Here is a 16,538-nt window from a genome sequence, read left to right as displayed (position 1 = left end):
AACCCGACGGCCCTGCCTCACGCAGAGCCGCATCTCTCACAGTCGAAGCTTCCATCCAATCAGCCTCTTACTGCTTTACCAACGGACAGCCGCTTTCTTCCGGCTTCATATAAGCCTGATCGCCGGGGATCGTTGCCAGCACCTTATAGTAATCCCAAGGGGCCTTGCTTTCATCCGGCTTCTTCACTTCCATCAGATACATGTCGTAGATCATGCGTCCGTTGGGGCCGACCTTGCCGTGACGGGCAAAGACGTCTTCAACTGGCATTTCATGCAGCTTCTTGGCGACGGCTTCGGTTTCGTCCGTGCCCGCTTCCTTGATCGCCTTCAGATATTGCGTGACGGCGGAGTAGGTGCCTGCCTGAATCATGTTCGGCATACGGCCGGTGCGGTCGAAGAAGCGCTTGCCGAATGCGCGCGATTCATCATCGCGATCCCAGTAGAAACCTTCGGTCAGGGTCAGGCCCTGTGCGGCTTCGAGGCCGAGACCGTGCACTTCCGACAGGGTGAAGAGCAGGGCGGCGAGGCGCTGTCCGCCTGCAACAATGCCGAATTCTGCGGCCTGCTTGATCGCGTTGGAGGTATCGAGACCCGCATTGGCGAGACCGACAACCTTCGCGCCGGAAGACTGCGCCTGCAACAGGAACGAGGAATAGTCCGTGGTGGACAGCGGATGGCGGACGGAACCCAGTACCTTGCCGCCCTTCGATTCCACGAATTTCGTGGTCTGTTCTTCCAGCGAATAGCCGAAGGCATAGTCGGCGGTCAGGAAGAACCATGTATCGCCGCCCTGCTGCACGAGCGAACCGCCGGTGCCAACTGCAAGCGCGTGGGTGTCATAGGCCCAATGGAACCCGTAAGGCGTGCACTGCTTGCCGGTCAGTTCCGATGTGGCTGCGCCCGTATTGATGGTGATCTTCTTCTTGTCCTTCGACAGCGCCTGCACGGCAAGGCCGACGGACGAGGTCGTCAGTTCCATGATGGAATCGACCTGCTCGGTGTCGTACCACTGGCGCGCGATGTTCGACGCGACGTCAGGCTTGTTCTGATGGTCGGCGGTGATGATTTCAATCGGCGCATCGAGCACCTTGCCACCGAAATCCTCGGCAGCCATTTTGGCGGCCTCATAAGACCATTTGCCACCGAAATCGGCATAGACGCCCGACTGGTCGTTCAAAATGCCGATCTTGACTTTACCATCGGAAATTTCAGCTGCTGAAGATATGGCCGTTGCAGCCAGCAGTGCTGCCGTTGCGAGTGCAAGACACTTCATAAAATACTCCTCCCAATAATTCCCTTAACCCCTCGATAAAATCGAACGGTATCCTCCAGTGAAGCGGCCTTTTCCAGGCAGGATGACCGACCTCCTCAGATCGATCATCTTTGTGCTTCCGCCCGATCTGTTCCTCCATTCGGGCTTTCAATTCGAACGGTAGCATTGACAAATGCGTACAAGAACAACAATTTTTGAACAGCGTCTGTTCAGAAATGTACAGATGCCTTGAAGGAAATGCAGGCAGTCTTTTGGGAGCCAGGCATGCGGCAGTTTACATGGGACGATCTGCAATATTTTCTGGCCGTTGCGCGCACCGGGCAGCTCTCAACCGCAGCGCGGCAATTGCGCACCAGCCATGTGACGGTGCTGCGCCGCATCGACCGGCTGGAGCAGGCGCTGGCGACCAAATTATTCGAGCGCAACCCGCGTGGTTATATGCTGACGCCAATGGGGGAACGTCTGGTCGAGCCTGCGGAAGTTATGGAACGCGAGGCCATGAAGTTCCAGACAGAGGCCACCGGCAATCTGGCGGCGCTGTCGGGTGTCGTGCGTCTTTCGACGCTTGAAGGCTTCGGCAATTTCTTTCTGGCTGATCGCCTGCCGGTGCTGGCGCAATCCTATCCGAGCCTGTTCGTGGAAGTGGTGACGATCCAGCAAATCATGTCGCTGTCGCGCCGCGAGGCAGAACTGTCGATCACGCTGCATATGCCGCGCAACGGGCCATATCACAGCGACAAACTCACATCCTACCGGCTGTTCATCTATGGCCATCGCGACTATCTGGCCCGCCATCCGCCAATCCGCAGCAAAGAGGATTTGGCCCGCCATCCCTTCATCGGCTACATCGAGGACATGGTGTTTACGCCGGGGTTGGACTATATGCGCGAGATTCTGCCGGGCCAGCGCTGCACCTATCAAAGTTCCAGCATTCACGCGCAACTCCTCGCCACACAGACCAGCTATGGCCTGTGTGTGCTTCCCTTCTTTATCGCCAGCAAGCATCCTGAACTGGTACCGGTTCTGCCCCGCGATATGCATCTGGTGCGCGAATACTGGATGAGCTGCCATGTCGATGTCATGGCAGCGCCGCGTATCCGCGTCATCAGCGATTTCATGGTTCGCGCCGTGCGGGAATTCTCAAGCGATTTTCTGGGCGAAAGCCTTTTGCAGCCGTGATTGGCGAGGCCCTGACGTCAGAGATTGACGCCGGTAAAGGCGATAAAACACGCCACGGCGAGCGCGATGCAACCAAACAAAATAATGGATAGACTAAGCGTGTTCATGGTCCCCCTCCACTTTACGCAACGTAAAGTGGGTATGCGGGGCTTTTAAAGCGGAGTCCAGCTGGAATGTTTACCAGTGAGACGAAAGTTGTAGAGCCTGTTCCAAAAGTCGCCCTGTGGGGCTGCAAATGGCAATTTTCTGCATTCCGGTGCTCACGTACCCAAAAGTACGCTCCGCTCCGGTACTCGAAAATCACCATTTTCGCACACACATGCCGCTTTTTGATTCAGGCTCTTGGATGGATCGTGTCATGAAAAGCCCCGGACGAACCGGGGCTTTGGATTACTTCTGCTTGGCGAGGCCTTGTTCCCGCATCTGGCTGAGCGACATTTTCGGTGAAAGCGCTTCCGGGTCGATGCGGATTTCGATCAAGGCAGGCTTGCCGGATTGTTCGCAGCGCTCGAAAGCGGCTGCAAAATCGGCTGTCGCTTCGACCGTTTCGCCATGCAGGCCATAGGCGCGTGCAAGAGCGGCGAAATCCGGATTGGCAAGGCCCGTGCCGGAAACGCGACCCGGATAGGTTCGCTCCTGATGCATGCGGATGGTTCCGTACATGCCATTATTGACCACCACGAAAATCGCCTTGGCATTATATTGCGTGGCGGTCGCCAGTTCCTGACCGTTCATCAGGAAGCAGCCGTCACCGGCAAAGGCCACAACGGTCCGCTCCGGTGCGGCAAGCTTGGCCGATACCGCAGCCGGGACGCCATAGCCCATGGAGCCGTTGGTGGGCGCCAATTGGCTGCGATAGGTGCGGTACTGGTAAAAGCGATGCGGCCAGGCGGAATAGTTGCCAGCGCCATTGGTGATGATGGAATCAGCTGGCAGATGCGCGCGTAGCCATTCCATGATCTCGCCCATCTGCACCGCGCCCGGTATGACCGGCGTTTTCATATTATCGCGATAATCGGCATTGGCCGTTTCCGCCCATGCCTTGCTGCGTGGCGCGGCAATGGGGGCAAGCTTCGATGCAGCGCGGGCGAAAGCCGGCATGCTGGCATTGATCGGCAGATCGGCGTGATAGACACGGCCCAGTTCTTCGGCACCCGGATGGATGTGGATGAGCTTCTGTTGCGGCACCGGAATGCTGACAAGCTCATAACCCTGCGTGGTCATTTCGCCAAGCCGCGCGCCGACGACCACGAGAAGGTCGCTGTCGCGCACGCGTTGCGCCAGCTTCGGGCTGATCGACGTGCCCATTTCGCCCGCATAAAGCGGATGGGTGTTGTCGAACATGTCCTGACAGCGGAAGGAAGCAGCCACCGGCAGATGCATGTTTTCGGCAAATGTGCGCAGGTCGCGCACCGCGTCCTGATCCCAGCCGCCACCGCCGACGATCATCAGCGGGCGTTCGGCCTTTTCGATCAGTTGCACCATGTCCTGCAACTGGTCCTGACCCGGATGCATCTCGACCTTTTTATAGGCCGGGGCATCGCTGACAGCGGCATAAGATGTCAGCATATCTTCCGGCAGGGCGATCACAACCGGGCCGGGGCGTCCGTTGACGGCGCGATGAAAGGCCTGACTGACCAGCTCCGGAATGCGGGCGGCATCGTCGATCTGCACGACCCATTTGGCCATCTGGCCGAACATGCGGCGGTAATCGACTTCCTGAAAGGCTTCGCGCTCCACCTGGTCGCTGGCCACCTGACCGATGAACAGGAGCATCGGCGTCGAATCCTGAAAAGCGGTGTGTACGCCGACGGAGGCGTTGGTCGCGCCCGGTCCGCGCGTGACGAAACAGATGCCGGGCTTACCGGTCAGTTTGCCATGGGCGTCAGCCATATAGGCCGCGCCGCCTTCCTGACGGCAGACGATTAGATCGATTTCATCCGGTACGTCGTGAAAAGCGTCGAGCGCGGCGAGATAGCTTTCTCCGGGAACGCAGAAAACACGGTCCACGCCGTGAATGCGCAACGCGTCCACCAATATCTGGCCCCCGGTACGCGTATTGGGTTTGCTGGTCATCTGATGCATTTCCTCACTCTCAAATCTCGGACGATTGTTCGTCTCTTCTTTGGATGGCGGGGCGAACCGTAGGGCCCTTTGGTATGCACCACACGCAGTTGATATTGTTCGGCCCCTCCCGGTCAAACATATGCATAACAGCATAGCCCCCGGCGTGAATACAGACTAAACATGATGAGCAAAACAGATGATCTCATGTCGGGAGGACAAGATGGCGCAAGCAAACTCTGGCAAAATTCGTGTCGGCATTGGCGGCTGGGCATTCGAGCCGTGGGACGAGAGCTTTTATCCGGAGAAGCTCGCGAAGAAGCGCCAGCTGGAATATGCGTCGAGCAAGCTGACCTCGATCGAGATCAATTCCACCTATTACGGCCCGCAAAAGCCGACGACCTTTGCCAAGTGGCATGACGAAACGCCAGACGGCTTTGTCTTTTCGCTGAAAGCGCCACGTTTTTCGACCAATCGCCGCGTGCTGGCCGAAGCTGGCGAAAGCATTGAGCGCTTTCTGACCGGCGGCGTGATGGAGCTGAAGGAGAAGCTTGGCGTCGTTAACTGGCAGTTCATGGGAACGAAGAAATTCGATCCGGTGGATTTCGAAGCCTTTCTCAAGCTTTTGCCAAAGCGCCTTGACGGACGCGACCTGCGCCATGCGGTGGAAGTGCGCCACGACAGTTTCAATTCGCCCGATTTTACCGCGCTGTTGCGGGAATATGGTGTTGCAGCCGTCATTGCCGGTGACAGCGCCTTTCCGCAATTTGCAGATCTGGCAGCCCCTTTCGCTTATCTGCGGATCATGGGCACCAGGGAAGGCGAGCCGCTCGGCTATAGCGAAGCCGAACTCGACCAATGGGCGACAAGGGCCAAGGCGATTGCCGCCGGAAAGGCTCCAGGCGGTTTGCGCACCATCGAACCTGCCGTGGATGACGGCGTGGCGCGCGATGTCTATCTCTATGTTATCAGCGGCTATAAGGCGCATAATCCCCATGCGGCTATGGCCTTGATTGATCGGCTGAAATGATGCCTCGTGACGGCTGTTGATTTTCATCCGAGTCGTCCGAGACCCATCATGCCGCATCTTGATCTTCCCGCCCTTCGCGCTTTCGTCGACACCATCCCGCAGAACTATAAAGGCCCCGGCGGTGTCGTCGCCGTCGTCAAGGACGGCGCAGTCGTCCTCAGTCATGCCTGGGGTTTTGCCGATCTGCGCGCGCGTCAGCCGATGACGGCGCAAACGCGGATGCCGATCTGCTCGGTCAGCAAGCAGTTTACCTGCGGCGTGCTTCTCGACAGCGTCGGCGAGCCGGAAGTGCTGGACGATGCGCTGGCCGCCTATCTCGCCGGTTTCGAGGATGAGCGCCCGAGCCTGCGCACCCTGTGCAACAACCAGTCGGGCCTGCGCGATTACTGGGCGTTGACGGTGCTTTGCGGCGGCGACCCGGAAGGTGTGTTTCTGGCGGAACATGCACAATCGCTGCTGAAACGCCTGAAGACAACGCATTTTGCGCCGGGCAGTCATTATTCCTACTGCAATGGCAATTTCCGCATTCTGGCGGATTTGATTGAGAGCCATACGGGCCGCTCACTGGTCGATCTTCTGTCGGAGCGGATTTTCAAACCGGCTGGCATGAAGACGGCGGAACAGATCACCGATACGGCGCAATTCACTGAATGCACCGGCTATGAAGGCGATACGGTGCGCGGCTTCCTGCCTGCCACCAACCGCATCCACTGGATGGGCGATGCGGGCATTTGCGCCTCGCTGGACGACATGATCGCCTGGGAACAGTTCATCGACGCAACGCGCGATGACGAGACCGGCCTTTATCGCCGATTGAGCGGGCCGCAGGTTTTCAGCGATGGCGCAGCAGCGCCTTATGGCTTCGGCCTCAAATTTGAGGAAGTGGGCGGCAAGCGGCTCACCGGCCATGGTGGCGCGTTGCGCGGTTGGCGCTGCCAGCGCTGGCATTGCGCCGATGAGCGGATTTCCACCATTGCCATGTTCAATTTTGAAGGCGGCGCTTCTGATCTCGCGGCCAAGCTGATGAAGCTTGCGCTCGGTGTGCCATCGCCGGAACCGGAACGGGTCGAAGCCGATGCGGGCTGGTTCGGGTCGTGGCTCGACGCGGAAACCGGTCTGGTGCTCAGCCTTGAGGATGCCGGGCGCGGTCGGATGAAAGCGCGTTTCGGCACCGGTCCGGAAGTAATGGATGTGGTGAGCAAGGACGAGGCGCGGTCCTCCATGACCTCGATCCGCCGCGAGGGCGATACGATCCATCTCGCGCGCGCCGATGAAAACCTGTTTCTCACCATGAGCCGTGTGACGGGCGAGGCCAAGCGCGACATTGTTGGGCGTTTCCGCAATGAAGAGCTTGGCGCAGACTTAGCTCTGGTGGCCGAAGGCGGCGCGATCTACGGCGCGTTTGAAGGTTTTCTGGGCAAAAGCGACATGTATCCGCTTTATGCCGTGGGTGCCGATGTCTGGCTCATGCCGGTGCAGCGTTCCATGGATGCGCCGTCGCCGGGCGAATGGAAGCTGGTCTTCCGTCGCAATGACAAGGGCGATATTATCGCGGCTTCGGTCAGTTGCTGGCTGGCGCGGGCTGTCGACTATCTGAAAGTCTCCGGCTGAACGAGGAAAGTCATGAGCGAGCTCAAGGTCAGAACCCGCGAGACGGGTGCGGTTGCCGAAATGCCGGAAGGCCAGTTGCCGGTGATCACCACGCCAACGGGCGGCAAGGTCGAGCTTGTGACCAGTGTGAGCCAGCCGGGTTTTAACCCGCTTGATCTGATCTATGCATCGGTCGCCGCCTGCATGGCGCTGAGCGCACGCATCGCTGCAGGCAAGCTTGGTTTGCGCGAAAAGCTGGCCGATGTTCGTGTTGAGGTTAAGGGCGACAAGACACATGAAAGCCCGTCAAGCATCGAGCGGTTCCATATCGCATTTCACTTCGATGGTGATCTTTCAGCCGAAGAGAAGCGACACATCGCCGAACTGGCCGAAGAAATCTGCACCGTCAGCAATACGCTGCGCAGCAATCCCGCTTTTGACCTGAAGGTCGAATAACAAAAAAGCCCGGTTACAACCGGGCTTTTCTTTGAATGGTGGGTGATCACACCGCTTCGTCGTTGGCAGGCTTTTCCCAAAGGTTCACGCCGCCTTCGACCGCATATTTGTCGATCTCTTTCAGCTCGTCTGCCGAGAAGGAGAGATTGTCCAGCGCCTTGACGTTTTCAACGATCTGTTCCGGCGAGCTTGCGCCGATCAGCGCCGAGGTTACGCGCGGATCGCGCAGCACCCAGGCCAGCGCCATCTGGGCGAGGCTCTGCCCGCGCTTCTTGGCGATCTCGTTGAGGCTGCGGGCGCGCTCAATATTGTCGTAGCTCAGATGCACCGGGCGCAGCGATTTGTTGCCCGGCTGGTTGATGCGCGCATCCGCCGGAATACCGTTGAGGTAGCGATTGGTCAGCAAGCCCTGCGCCAGCGGCGTAAAGGCAATGACACCGGTGCCGACATCGTCGGTCGCCGACAGCAGATCCTTTTCGATCCAGCGGTTGAACAGATTGTAAGACGGCTGGTGGATCAGAAGCGGCACGTTGCGCGCGGCCAGAATCTTGGCGATTTCGCGCGTCTTGCCTGCCGAATAGGATGAAATGCCGACATAAAGCGCCTTGCCCTGTTCGACGGCGCTGGCCAGCGCGCCAGCTGTTTCTTCCAGCGGCGTATTGGCATCGAAACGGTGCGAATAGAAAATATCCACATAGTCGAGGCCGAGACGTGACAGGCTCTGGTCGAGGCTCGCAAGGATTGCCTTGCGCGAGCCGCCGCCACGCCCATAAGGGCCGGGCCACATTTCCCAGCCAGCCTTGCTGGAGATGATCAGCTCGTCACGATAACGGCCAAGGTCGCTTTTCAGGATCTGGCCGAAATTGCGTTCTGCCGAGCCGGGAGGCGGGCCGTAATTATTGGCAAGATCGAAATGGGTGATGCCAAGATCGAAGGCCTTGAACAGCATCGCCTTCTGACGGTCGAGCGGAATCCCGTCGCCGAAATTGTGCCAGAGGCCAAGCGAAATGGCAGGCAGGACGAGACCACTGCGCCCGACACGGCGGAAATTGGCCTTGTCGTAGCGGTCGGAAGCGGCAAGATAAGACATGAAAAACCCTGTCGTGAGTAAGGTGCGGCTGCACCTCATATGAAGTGGGCGGAAGGAATCCGATTTCTTTCCGGCGAATAACTAAGCCCACACTAGTTATAGGACGTGGCGGAATTCTTTCAAATTCCGCCTGATTTTCATCCGCTTTGCGTCAGATGACGTTGCGAATGCGCTCCACACCGAGCTTGATGACGCTTTCCATCGCTGCGCGGGCCTTTTGCGGATCGCGGGAAGCGATGGCATGGGCAATGCGCAGGTGATTGGCCGCACATTCGGCTATGCCTTCGCGCGATGCGGCAGGTGAGGAAAGCTGGAACGAAACGGCAAGTGCTGCCTCGATCAGCCCGCTGACCGAACGCATGAACGGATTGCCCGACATGCGCGCAACCGCGAGATGGAATTCCAGGTCGACCTTGGCGATGGTTTCCGGCGTGTGCTGCGGATTATCGAACTTGGCGGCGAGCGCATAGAGTTCGACGATTTCGTCGCTGGTGGCGCGTTCGGCTGCGGCGGCTGCGGCAGCCGGTTCGAGCGCCATGCGCATTTCGGCTAGGTGGTCGACAAAGACTTCATCGAAGCCCGCTTCAAAGCGCCATGTCAGAACATCCGGGTCGAAGAAGTTCCAGCTGGCATGGCCCAGAACACGGGTGCCAACCTTGGCCTTGGGTTCAATCAGGCGCTTGGCGGCAAGCGTTTTCATCGCCTCGCGCAGGACCGTGCGGGAAACGCCGAAGCGCAATGACAATTCGTTGTCACCGGGCAGGATCGAACCTTCGGGAATGGTGCCCGCGACAATGCCGCGCCCGAGTTCCCCCACGACGACAGCGTGGCTGTTATGCCGCTTGCGTCCGGTTATGGCCGTTTCCAGCAATCCCAATTCAGGCCTCCTTCATGCGTTGCCGCGCCAGTCTTAAGTCGGAGAACCACAACAGTCCTCGTTGCAGGGCGATGAACAGGAACAGCAATATACCGATTGCGATTTTCGTCCACCAGGAAGACAGCGTGCCGTCGAAAACAATATAGGTCTGTATCAGCCCCTGTATCAGAATGCCGACAAATGTTCCCGCCACCAGTCCCGCGCCGCCGGTCAGAAGCGTTCCGCCGATGACCACGGATGCGATGGCATCCAGCTCCACGCCCACCGTCGCCAGCGAATAGCCGGACGAGGTATAGAGCGTATAGACGATACCGGCGAGGCCGGAAAGCACGCCCGACATCGTATAGATGCCGATGGTCGTGCGGCCGATGGGAACGCCCATCAGTTCCGCCGATTGCTGATTGCCGCCAAGCGCATAGATGTTTGCGCCAAAGCGCGTGCGGTGGGCGAGAATGCCGCCAACGATAAACACGGCCAGCATCAACATGGCGATGAATGTCAGCCTGCCACCGCCCGGCAGCCGGAAATAGAGCCCCTGCAACGTGTCGATGAAAGGGTGTGAGATCGGCACCGATTCCGTCGAGATCAGGAAGGCCGCGCCGCGCGCGAGGAACATACCGGCCAGCGTCGCCACAAAAGGCGGGATGCCGAGATAATGGATCATCATGCCCATCCATGCGCCAAAAAGAGCGGCGATGACGAGAACGAGCGCGAATGCCACAATTGGATGCACGCCGAGCTTGCCGACGAGCACCGCGACGAAAACGCTGGTAAAGGCGATGACTGAGCCGACGGAGAGATCAATGCCGCCGGAAATGATCACGAAGGTCATGCCAACGGCGGCGATGCCCAGAAAGGCATTGTCGGTCAACAGATTGCCGATCACCCGCGTCGACAGCATGTTCGGGAACTGCACGGCGCAGATCGCATAGGCGATCAGGAAAATCGCCACTGTGGTCAGAAAGGGCAGGTTGCGAAGAATTCTCATTGTCCTGCTCCTCGCTGAGGCCGGGCCTCTTGCCGGGGCTGTGCGTTCTGATGGGTGCTATTGGTGGCGCCACCCTTGCGCTGCGAGCGCAGGAAACCGATCAGGTTGACGATGGCCGCCGACTGGAAGGTGAGCACCACGATGATGATGCCTGCCTTGATGATGAGGTTGAATTCCGGCGGGAAGCCCGCCATCAGAATGCCGGTGTTGATTGACTGGATGATGAGCGCGCCGAGCAGCGAGGCGGTGATCGAGAAGCGTCCGCCATTGAGTGACGTACCACCGATGACAACGGCCAGAATGGCATCGAGTTCAAGCCACAGCCCGGCATTGTTGGCATCCGCACCGCGAATGTCGGCGGTTGCGATCAAGCCTGCAAGCGCTGCGCCAACGCCGGAAACGGCATAGACGCTGAACAGCAGGAAGCGTGCCTTGACGCCCGCCAGCATGGCAGCGCGGCGATTGATGCCGGTTGCCTCGATCAGGAAGCCGAGCGCGCTGGAGCGCACAGCGATGCCGACGACCAGCCCGGCTAGAATCCAGATCAGCACTGGAATGGGTATGCCGAGAAACGAGCCGGAACCAAGCGCGGCGAAGGCGTCATTGTTGAAGGTGAGGATTGCGCCTTCGGTGATGAGCTGGGCGATGCCGCGTCCCGCCACCATGAGGATCAGGGTCGCGATAATCGGCTGGATATCGAAGACGGCGACCAGAAAGCCGTTCCACAGGCCACAGAGCAAACCGACGCCGAGAGCAGCCGGAATGACGATAGCCAGTGGATAGCCCGCGACGATCAGCGAGGCGGCGAAAGCGCCACTGATCGCCATGACCGCGCCGACGGAAAGGTCGATGCCGCGTGTGGCGATTACCAGCGTCATGCCGACGGCCAGAATGGCGACAGGTGCCGCACGCACCAGAATGTCGATCAGGCTGCCATAAAGGCGACCATTCTGGAACGAAACATCGAGAAAGCCAGGCGAGATAATGGTATTCGCGGCAAGAATCAGAATGAGGGCTGCAAGCTGCGGCGCCAGTCTTTTGAATTTTCTGGATATGCGGGCAATCATGCTGCGGCTTCCTTCTGGCTTGCAGAAGCGATTTTCGGGCCGGTCTCTGCTATTGCACGCACGATATTGTCGGCGGTGATTTCTTCACCCCGCAATTCCGCGACGTGGCGGCGGTCCGACAGAACCACCACGCGATTGGCGACGGCGGCCAGTTCTTCGAATTCGGACGAGATGATGACAAGCGCCATGCCTTGTGCGCAGAGTTCGCCGATCAGCTTGAGAATTTCCGCGTGCGCCCCGATGTCGATGCCACGTGTCGGTTCATCGAGGATCAGAAGGCGGGGATCGGTGGCGAGCCAGCGCGCCAGAATGGCCTTTTGCTGGTTGCCGCCGGACAGAAACTTGATCGGCTTGTGCGGATCGGGCGGCCGGATATCGAGCGCCTTGATATAGCGGTCGGCCAGTGCCGCCTTTTCACGCGAGGACAGCGGCTTTGACCAGCCGCGTTTGCCCTGCACGGCCAGCGCGATATTTTCGGCCACTGAAAAATCACCGATGATGCCGTCTGTCTTGCGTTCTTCCGGGCAGAAGGCGAAGCGCTCGGAAATGGCCGCGACGGGCGAGGGAAGCTTTATCTCCTTGCCATCGACCGTGAGCTGGCCGCTATCGGCTTCATCGACGCCAAACATGAGAAGGGCGGTTTCGGTGCGACCCGAACCCAGCAGCCCGGCAATGCCGACAGCTTCGCCGGGCTTGATGGCGAGATCGAACGGGGCAACGCTGCCTTTCTTGCCATAGCCGGAAAAGCGGATGGGCGCGACCGTGTCGTCGCTGACCTCTTCGGTCAGCTGGCGGCGCACGGTTTCCTGCAACTGGTGGCCGAGCATCATGGAAATCAGGTCGGTGCGCGGCAGTTCCGACAGGTTGCGGCTGCCGACCAGACGACCGTTGCGCAGCACGGTGGCGCAATCGGCAATCGCATAGACCTGATCCAGAAAATGCGTGATGACGATGATGCCGAGCCCTTCGGCCTTCAACTGGCGCAGCACGGTGAACAGCATTTCGACTTCGCGCGCATCAAGGCTGGCGGTCGGTTCGTCAAGGACAAGCACCTTGCCCGACAAATCGACGGCGCGCGCAATCGCGATGATCTGGCGTATGGCAACGGAGTAGGCCGAGAGCGGCGCGCTGACATCGATGCCGAGACCGTAGCGCGCGAGAAGGGTGGTTGCGTCCTTTTCCATGCGCCGACGATCGACAAAACCGAAACGACGCGGCTGGCGACCGAGAAACAGGTTTTCGGCGACGGTGAGGTTCTCCAGCAGGTTCACTTCCTGATAGACGGTGCCGATGCCGAGCGTCTGCGCCTCCGCCACGGAAGCGGGCGCAATGGGCTCTCCGTCAAGAAGGATCGAGCCGTCAAAGCCATGATAGGCGCCGGTCAATATCTTGATGAGTGTGGATTTGCCCGCGCCGTTTTCACCGAGCAAGGCATGGATTTCGCCGCGGTTGAGCGCGAAATCGACATGGTCAAGTGCGGTGACGCCCAGAAAGGATTTGGTGATAGAGCGCGCTTCGAGAAGCGGTATAACCGACGCCTGTTGAGCGCCTGTTTCAGGGCGAGTCATGGCAGTCTTCCGTTTGCGAATTGCAACGATACCCTTGGCCAAAACGGGCCGAAGGGAAACCCGGGCCGCCGAAAACTGGCGGCCCGAATGACACGAAGATTAGTAGCCGAGGCCCTTCTTGGCTTCGTATACGGCCTTCGGATCGTCAGCCTGCGTGTAAAGCTTGGATTCCGTCTGAATCCACTTCGGCGGAACAGTGCCCTTGGCCTTGAAGGCTTCAATCGCATCGAAAGCCGGACCGGCCATGTTCGGCGTCAGTTCCACGGTCGCATTGGCTTCGCCATTGGCCATGGCCTGGAAGATATCCGGCACGGAATCGATCGACACGATCTTGATGTCGGTGCCCGGCTTCAGACCGGCTTCCTTGATGGCCTGAATGGCGCCGACGGCCATGTCGTCATTATGGGCATAGACAGCGCAGATGTTCTTGCCGCCGCCTTCAGCCTTGATGAAGCTTTCCATGACTTCCTTGCCCTTGGTGCGGGTGAAGTCGCCAGTCTGCGAACGGGAAATCTTGATGTTGTCGTGACCCTTGATCGCTTCTTCAAAGCCCTTTTTGCGGTTGATCGCAGGCGAAGAACCGGTCGTGCCCTGAAGTTCGACCACATTGCAGGACTTGTCGCCCACGTCCTTCACAAGCCACTCACCGGCAACCTTGCCTTCATGGACCTGATCGGAGGTCACGGCGGTGAGATAGAGATCTTCCGGGGAATCGATCTGGCGGTCGAGCAGAACGACCGGAATTTCAGCTTCCTTGGCTTCCTTCAGGACGGCGTCCCAGCCGGTCGAGACGACCGGTGCGATCAGGATCGCATCCACGCCCTGTGCGATGAAGCCACGCACGGCCTTGATCTGGTTTTCCTGCTTTTGCTGGGCGTCGGCGAATTTCAGCGTATATCCGCGCTTTTCAGCTTCCTGCTTGGTCAGGGCCGTTTCTGCGGCGCGCCAGCCTGATTCAGAGCCGATCTGCGAGAAGCCGACCGTCAGCGACGCCGCCGACACGCTTGAAATCAAGGCGAACGAAAAAACAGCCGACAGGGCGGCGATACTGCGTTTCATGATTGTTCCTCCCAATAAAAAGGCCCTCCCGGCCTTCCTGTTTATGAAGCATATAATATTACTTTATGGCAAGCGCCTTTCGCTGGATCGCAATGAATTTTGGCTGCGACAAACAGGCATTTTTAACATTAGTGTAATAAAATCAGTTGGTTGAATCCGGGTGGCAGCGTTGTCACATATCAGACTGTGCATGGGGCAGTTCAGCTTGCTTGACAAAGCAGGTCTTGGCAAAATAGTCATATTAATAATAGAAGCTGCCGCAAAGCGTTAGCATGCGTTTAATCGGCCGGTATGGAGTGCCCGCGATCTCTTCGCGGTTAGGGAGGTTCAATGTTACGTCTGGTACAGTTCCGCGATGCGGGCGGTGAAACGCGTGTGGCTGCATGCGGGGATGATGGTGCGGCGCATGTCGTCAATGGTGCTTCGACGATCTATGAACTGGCCTGGGCGGCAATTGGTGCGGGCATCAGCCTTGCAGAGCAGGTGGAGCGCAATGGCAAGGGCGAAGCCGTCGATATCGACGCTGCGCTGGCTGCGGGTCGCGTCGGCCTGCCGATCACCCATTCCGATCCGGCTCATCTGATCGTTGCAGGCACCGGCCTCACGCATCTCGGTTCCGCCGATGGTCGCGACAAGATGCACAAGGCTGCGCAGGCTGCCGAAAAGCCGACCGATTCGATGCGCATGTTCCTGATGGGCGTCGAAGGCGGCAAGCCGAAGCCCGGCGAAACCGGTGTTCAGCCGGAATGGTTCTACAAGGGTGATGGTTCCGCGCTGGTCGCGACCGGCGGCGAACTGGTTTCGCCTTCCTTCGCTGAAGATGGCGGTGAAGAGCCGGAGCTTGCAGGCATCTATCTGATCGGGCCGGATGGTCAGCCGCATCGTCTTGGCTTCTGCCTTGCCAATGAATTTTCCGATCATGTGACCGAAAAGCAGAATTATCTCTGGCTCGCTCATTCCAAGTTGCGTCAGGCATCGCTTGGACCGGAGCTTTATGTCGGCGCGCTGCCGGATCATGTGGAAGGTGTTTCGCGCATTCGTCGCGGCGATGAGATGATCTTCGAAAAGCCGTTCCTGTCGGGTGAAGCGAACATGTCGCACACCATCGCCAATCTGGAACACCATCATTTCAAATACGAGCTGTTCCGCCGCCCGGGCGATATTCACGTGCATTTCTTCGGCACGGCGACCCTGTCCTTCTCGGAAGGTGTGAAGACACAAACCGGCGACCAGTTCGAGATTTCGGCCAAGCCGTTCCGTTATCCGCTGGTCAACAAGCTCGCCGAGGCGACAAAGGCACAGGCTGCGGCGGAGAAAGTCGCCGTCAGCGCATTGTGAGTAACAAGATGCCAGCTTCGTCCAACATCGCTTTAGCAATTGTCGGTCTTGGCAAGATCGCGCGCGACCAGCATCTGCCGTCCATCGAGGCGGTGGATGGTATTGCGCTGGCCGCTGTCGCCAGCCGCAATGCCGGGCTGGATAGCGTGCCGTCTTTCACGGATATCGACCAGCTGTTGGCATCCGGTGTGGCCATCGACGCCGTGTCGCTATGCACCCCGCCGCAGGGGCGTTTCGCGCAGGCCTATGCCGCGCTGAAGGCCCGCAAGCATGTGATGCTGGAAAAGCCTCCGGGCGCGACCATTTCCGAAGTGCAGGCGCTGGACCGTCTGGCCAAGGCGGAAGGGTTGACGCTTTATGCCACCTGGCATTCGCGCGAAGCCGCCGCAGTGGAACCGGCCCGCGATTTTCTGAAAGACGCGGTGATCCGGTCGGTAGCAGTCGCGTGGAAGGAAGATGTGCGCCATTGGCATCCCGGCCAGCAATGGATATGGGAGCCGGGCGGGCTTGGCGTGTTCGATCCGGGCATCAATGCGCTTTCCATCGTGACGCATATTCTGCCGGAACGCTTCTTTCTCACGCAGTCGGACCTCTATTTCCCGGAAAATCGCGCCGCGCCGATTGCGGCTGACCTTCAATTCCAGACGGAAAGCGGTATTCCGGTTTCGTTTGAACTCGATTGGCGTCAGACCGGACCACAGACCTGGGACATTCGTGTTGAAACCGACAAGGGCACGCTTCTGCTCAGCCATGGCGGCAGCCGCCTGACCATAGCAGGTGCGGAAAAAATGGCCGAGCCGGACCGCGAATATCAGCGCCTTTACAAGCATTTTGTGCAATTGATCGGTGAGGGGCGTTCGGATGTCGATCTCGCTCCGCTGACCCACGTCGCCGACGCCTTCCTGTTTGGAAAGCGGCACGCGGTTGAAGCTTTCGAAGATTAGGAAATGAGGACGTTC

At 58.9% G+C, this 16,538-nt stretch carries 14 protein-coding genes; 6 read left to right on the top strand and 8 right to left on the bottom strand.

Annotated features, from left to right (window positions below):
• Positions 1 to 67: 67 nt before the first annotated feature.
• On the bottom strand, positions 68 to 1,273 hold the full coding sequence (locus tag FGI60_RS12500; RefSeq protein WP_138785446.1) for an ABC transporter substrate-binding protein: 1,206 nt from the start codon (positions 1,271 to 1,273) through the stop codon (positions 68 to 70).
• Positions 1,274 to 1,537: 264 nt separating this feature from the next.
• Between FGI60_RS12500 and FGI60_RS12495 the strand changes: the two genes are divergently transcribed.
• A complete protein-coding gene (locus FGI60_RS12495; protein ID WP_138785445.1) occupies positions 1,538 to 2,452 on the top strand; it encodes a LysR family transcriptional regulator in 915 nt (304 codons plus the stop codon).
• 390 nt (positions 2,453 to 2,842) lie between these two features.
• On the opposite strand, the gene FGI60_RS12490 is transcribed toward FGI60_RS12495, so the two are convergent.
• Positions 2,843 to 4,528, bottom strand: a complete 1,686-nt coding sequence (locus FGI60_RS12490) for a thiamine pyrophosphate-binding protein (protein ID WP_138785444.1) — start codon at positions 4,526 to 4,528, stop codon at positions 2,843 to 2,845.
• Between the two features lie 211 nt (positions 4,529 to 4,739).
• On the opposite strand from FGI60_RS12490, the gene FGI60_RS12485 reads away from it, so the two are divergent.
• Genes FGI60_RS12485 through FGI60_RS12475 form a run of 3 tightly spaced genes read left to right on the top strand, consistent with a single transcriptional unit; the run spans position 4,740 to position 7,592 of the window.
• Positions 4,740 to 5,546, top strand: coding sequence for a DUF72 domain-containing protein (locus FGI60_RS12485; RefSeq protein WP_138785443.1), 807 nt, complete (start codon positions 4,740 to 4,742; stop codon positions 5,544 to 5,546).
• 48 nt (positions 5,547 to 5,594) lie between these two features.
• Positions 5,595 to 7,157 (top strand): D-aminopeptidase, encoded by a 1,563-nt coding sequence (locus tag FGI60_RS12480; protein WP_138785442.1) that lies wholly within the window; start codon positions 5,595 to 5,597, stop codon positions 7,155 to 7,157.
• 12 nt (positions 7,158 to 7,169) lie between these two features.
• Complete coding sequence (locus FGI60_RS12475) at positions 7,170 to 7,592, top strand: OsmC family protein (RefSeq protein WP_138785441.1); 423 nt, start codon at positions 7,170 to 7,172, stop codon at positions 7,590 to 7,592.
• Between the two features lie 46 nt (positions 7,593 to 7,638).
• Here FGI60_RS12475 and mgrA read toward each other — a convergent pair whose 3' ends face one another.
• The 6 genes from mgrA to ytfQ form a co-directional block, all read right to left on the bottom strand.
• Positions 7,639 to 8,682, bottom strand: a complete 1,044-nt coding sequence (gene mgrA, locus FGI60_RS12470; protein ID WP_138785440.1) for an L-glyceraldehyde 3-phosphate reductase — start codon at positions 8,680 to 8,682, stop codon at positions 7,639 to 7,641.
• A gap of 151 nt (positions 8,683 to 8,833) precedes the next feature.
• Entirely contained in the window at positions 8,834 to 9,559 is a 726-nt protein-coding gene (locus FGI60_RS12465) for a FadR/GntR family transcriptional regulator (protein WP_078338854.1), read from the bottom strand.
• 1 nt (position 9,560) lies between these two features.
• Positions 9,561 to 10,547, bottom strand: a complete 987-nt coding sequence (yjfF, locus tag FGI60_RS12460; RefSeq protein WP_138785439.1) for a galactofuranose ABC transporter, permease protein YjfF — start codon at positions 10,545 to 10,547, stop codon at positions 9,561 to 9,563.
• A complete protein-coding gene (locus tag FGI60_RS12455) occupies positions 10,544 to 11,614 on the bottom strand; it encodes an ABC transporter permease (protein WP_138785438.1) in 1,071 nt (356 codons plus the stop codon). Before FGI60_RS12455 ends, yjfF begins: the two co-directional genes overlap by 4 nt.
• Positions 11,611 to 13,182, bottom strand: coding sequence for a sugar ABC transporter ATP-binding protein (locus tag FGI60_RS12450; protein ID WP_138785437.1), 1,572 nt, complete (start codon positions 13,180 to 13,182; stop codon positions 11,611 to 11,613). Before FGI60_RS12450 ends, FGI60_RS12455 begins: the two co-directional genes overlap by 4 nt.
• 99 nt (positions 13,183 to 13,281) lie before the next feature.
• Positions 13,282 to 14,241 (bottom strand): galactofuranose ABC transporter, galactofuranose-binding protein YtfQ, encoded by a 960-nt coding sequence (gene ytfQ / locus FGI60_RS12445; RefSeq protein WP_078338851.1) that lies wholly within the window; start codon positions 14,239 to 14,241, stop codon positions 13,282 to 13,284.
• A 330-nt stretch (positions 14,242 to 14,571) separates the two neighbouring features.
• Between ytfQ and araD1 the strand changes: the two genes are divergently transcribed.
• Both araD1 and FGI60_RS12435 read left to right on the top strand, forming a co-directional pair.
• Entirely contained in the window at positions 14,572 to 15,579 is a 1,008-nt protein-coding gene (gene araD1 / locus FGI60_RS12440) for an AraD1 family protein (RefSeq protein WP_138785436.1), read from the top strand.
• Positions 15,580 to 15,587: 8 nt separating this feature from the next.
• Complete coding sequence (locus tag FGI60_RS12435) at positions 15,588 to 16,523, top strand: Gfo/Idh/MocA family protein (RefSeq protein ID WP_138785435.1); 936 nt, start codon at positions 15,588 to 15,590, stop codon at positions 16,521 to 16,523.
• Positions 16,524 to 16,538: the final 15 nt, after the last annotated feature.

The sequence above is a fragment of the Brucella haematophila genome, from assembly GCF_005938105.1.
Lineage (GTDB): Bacteria > Pseudomonadota > Alphaproteobacteria > Rhizobiales > Rhizobiaceae > Brucella > Brucella haematophila.
This window is presented reverse-complemented; position numbering and strand designations above follow the sequence as displayed.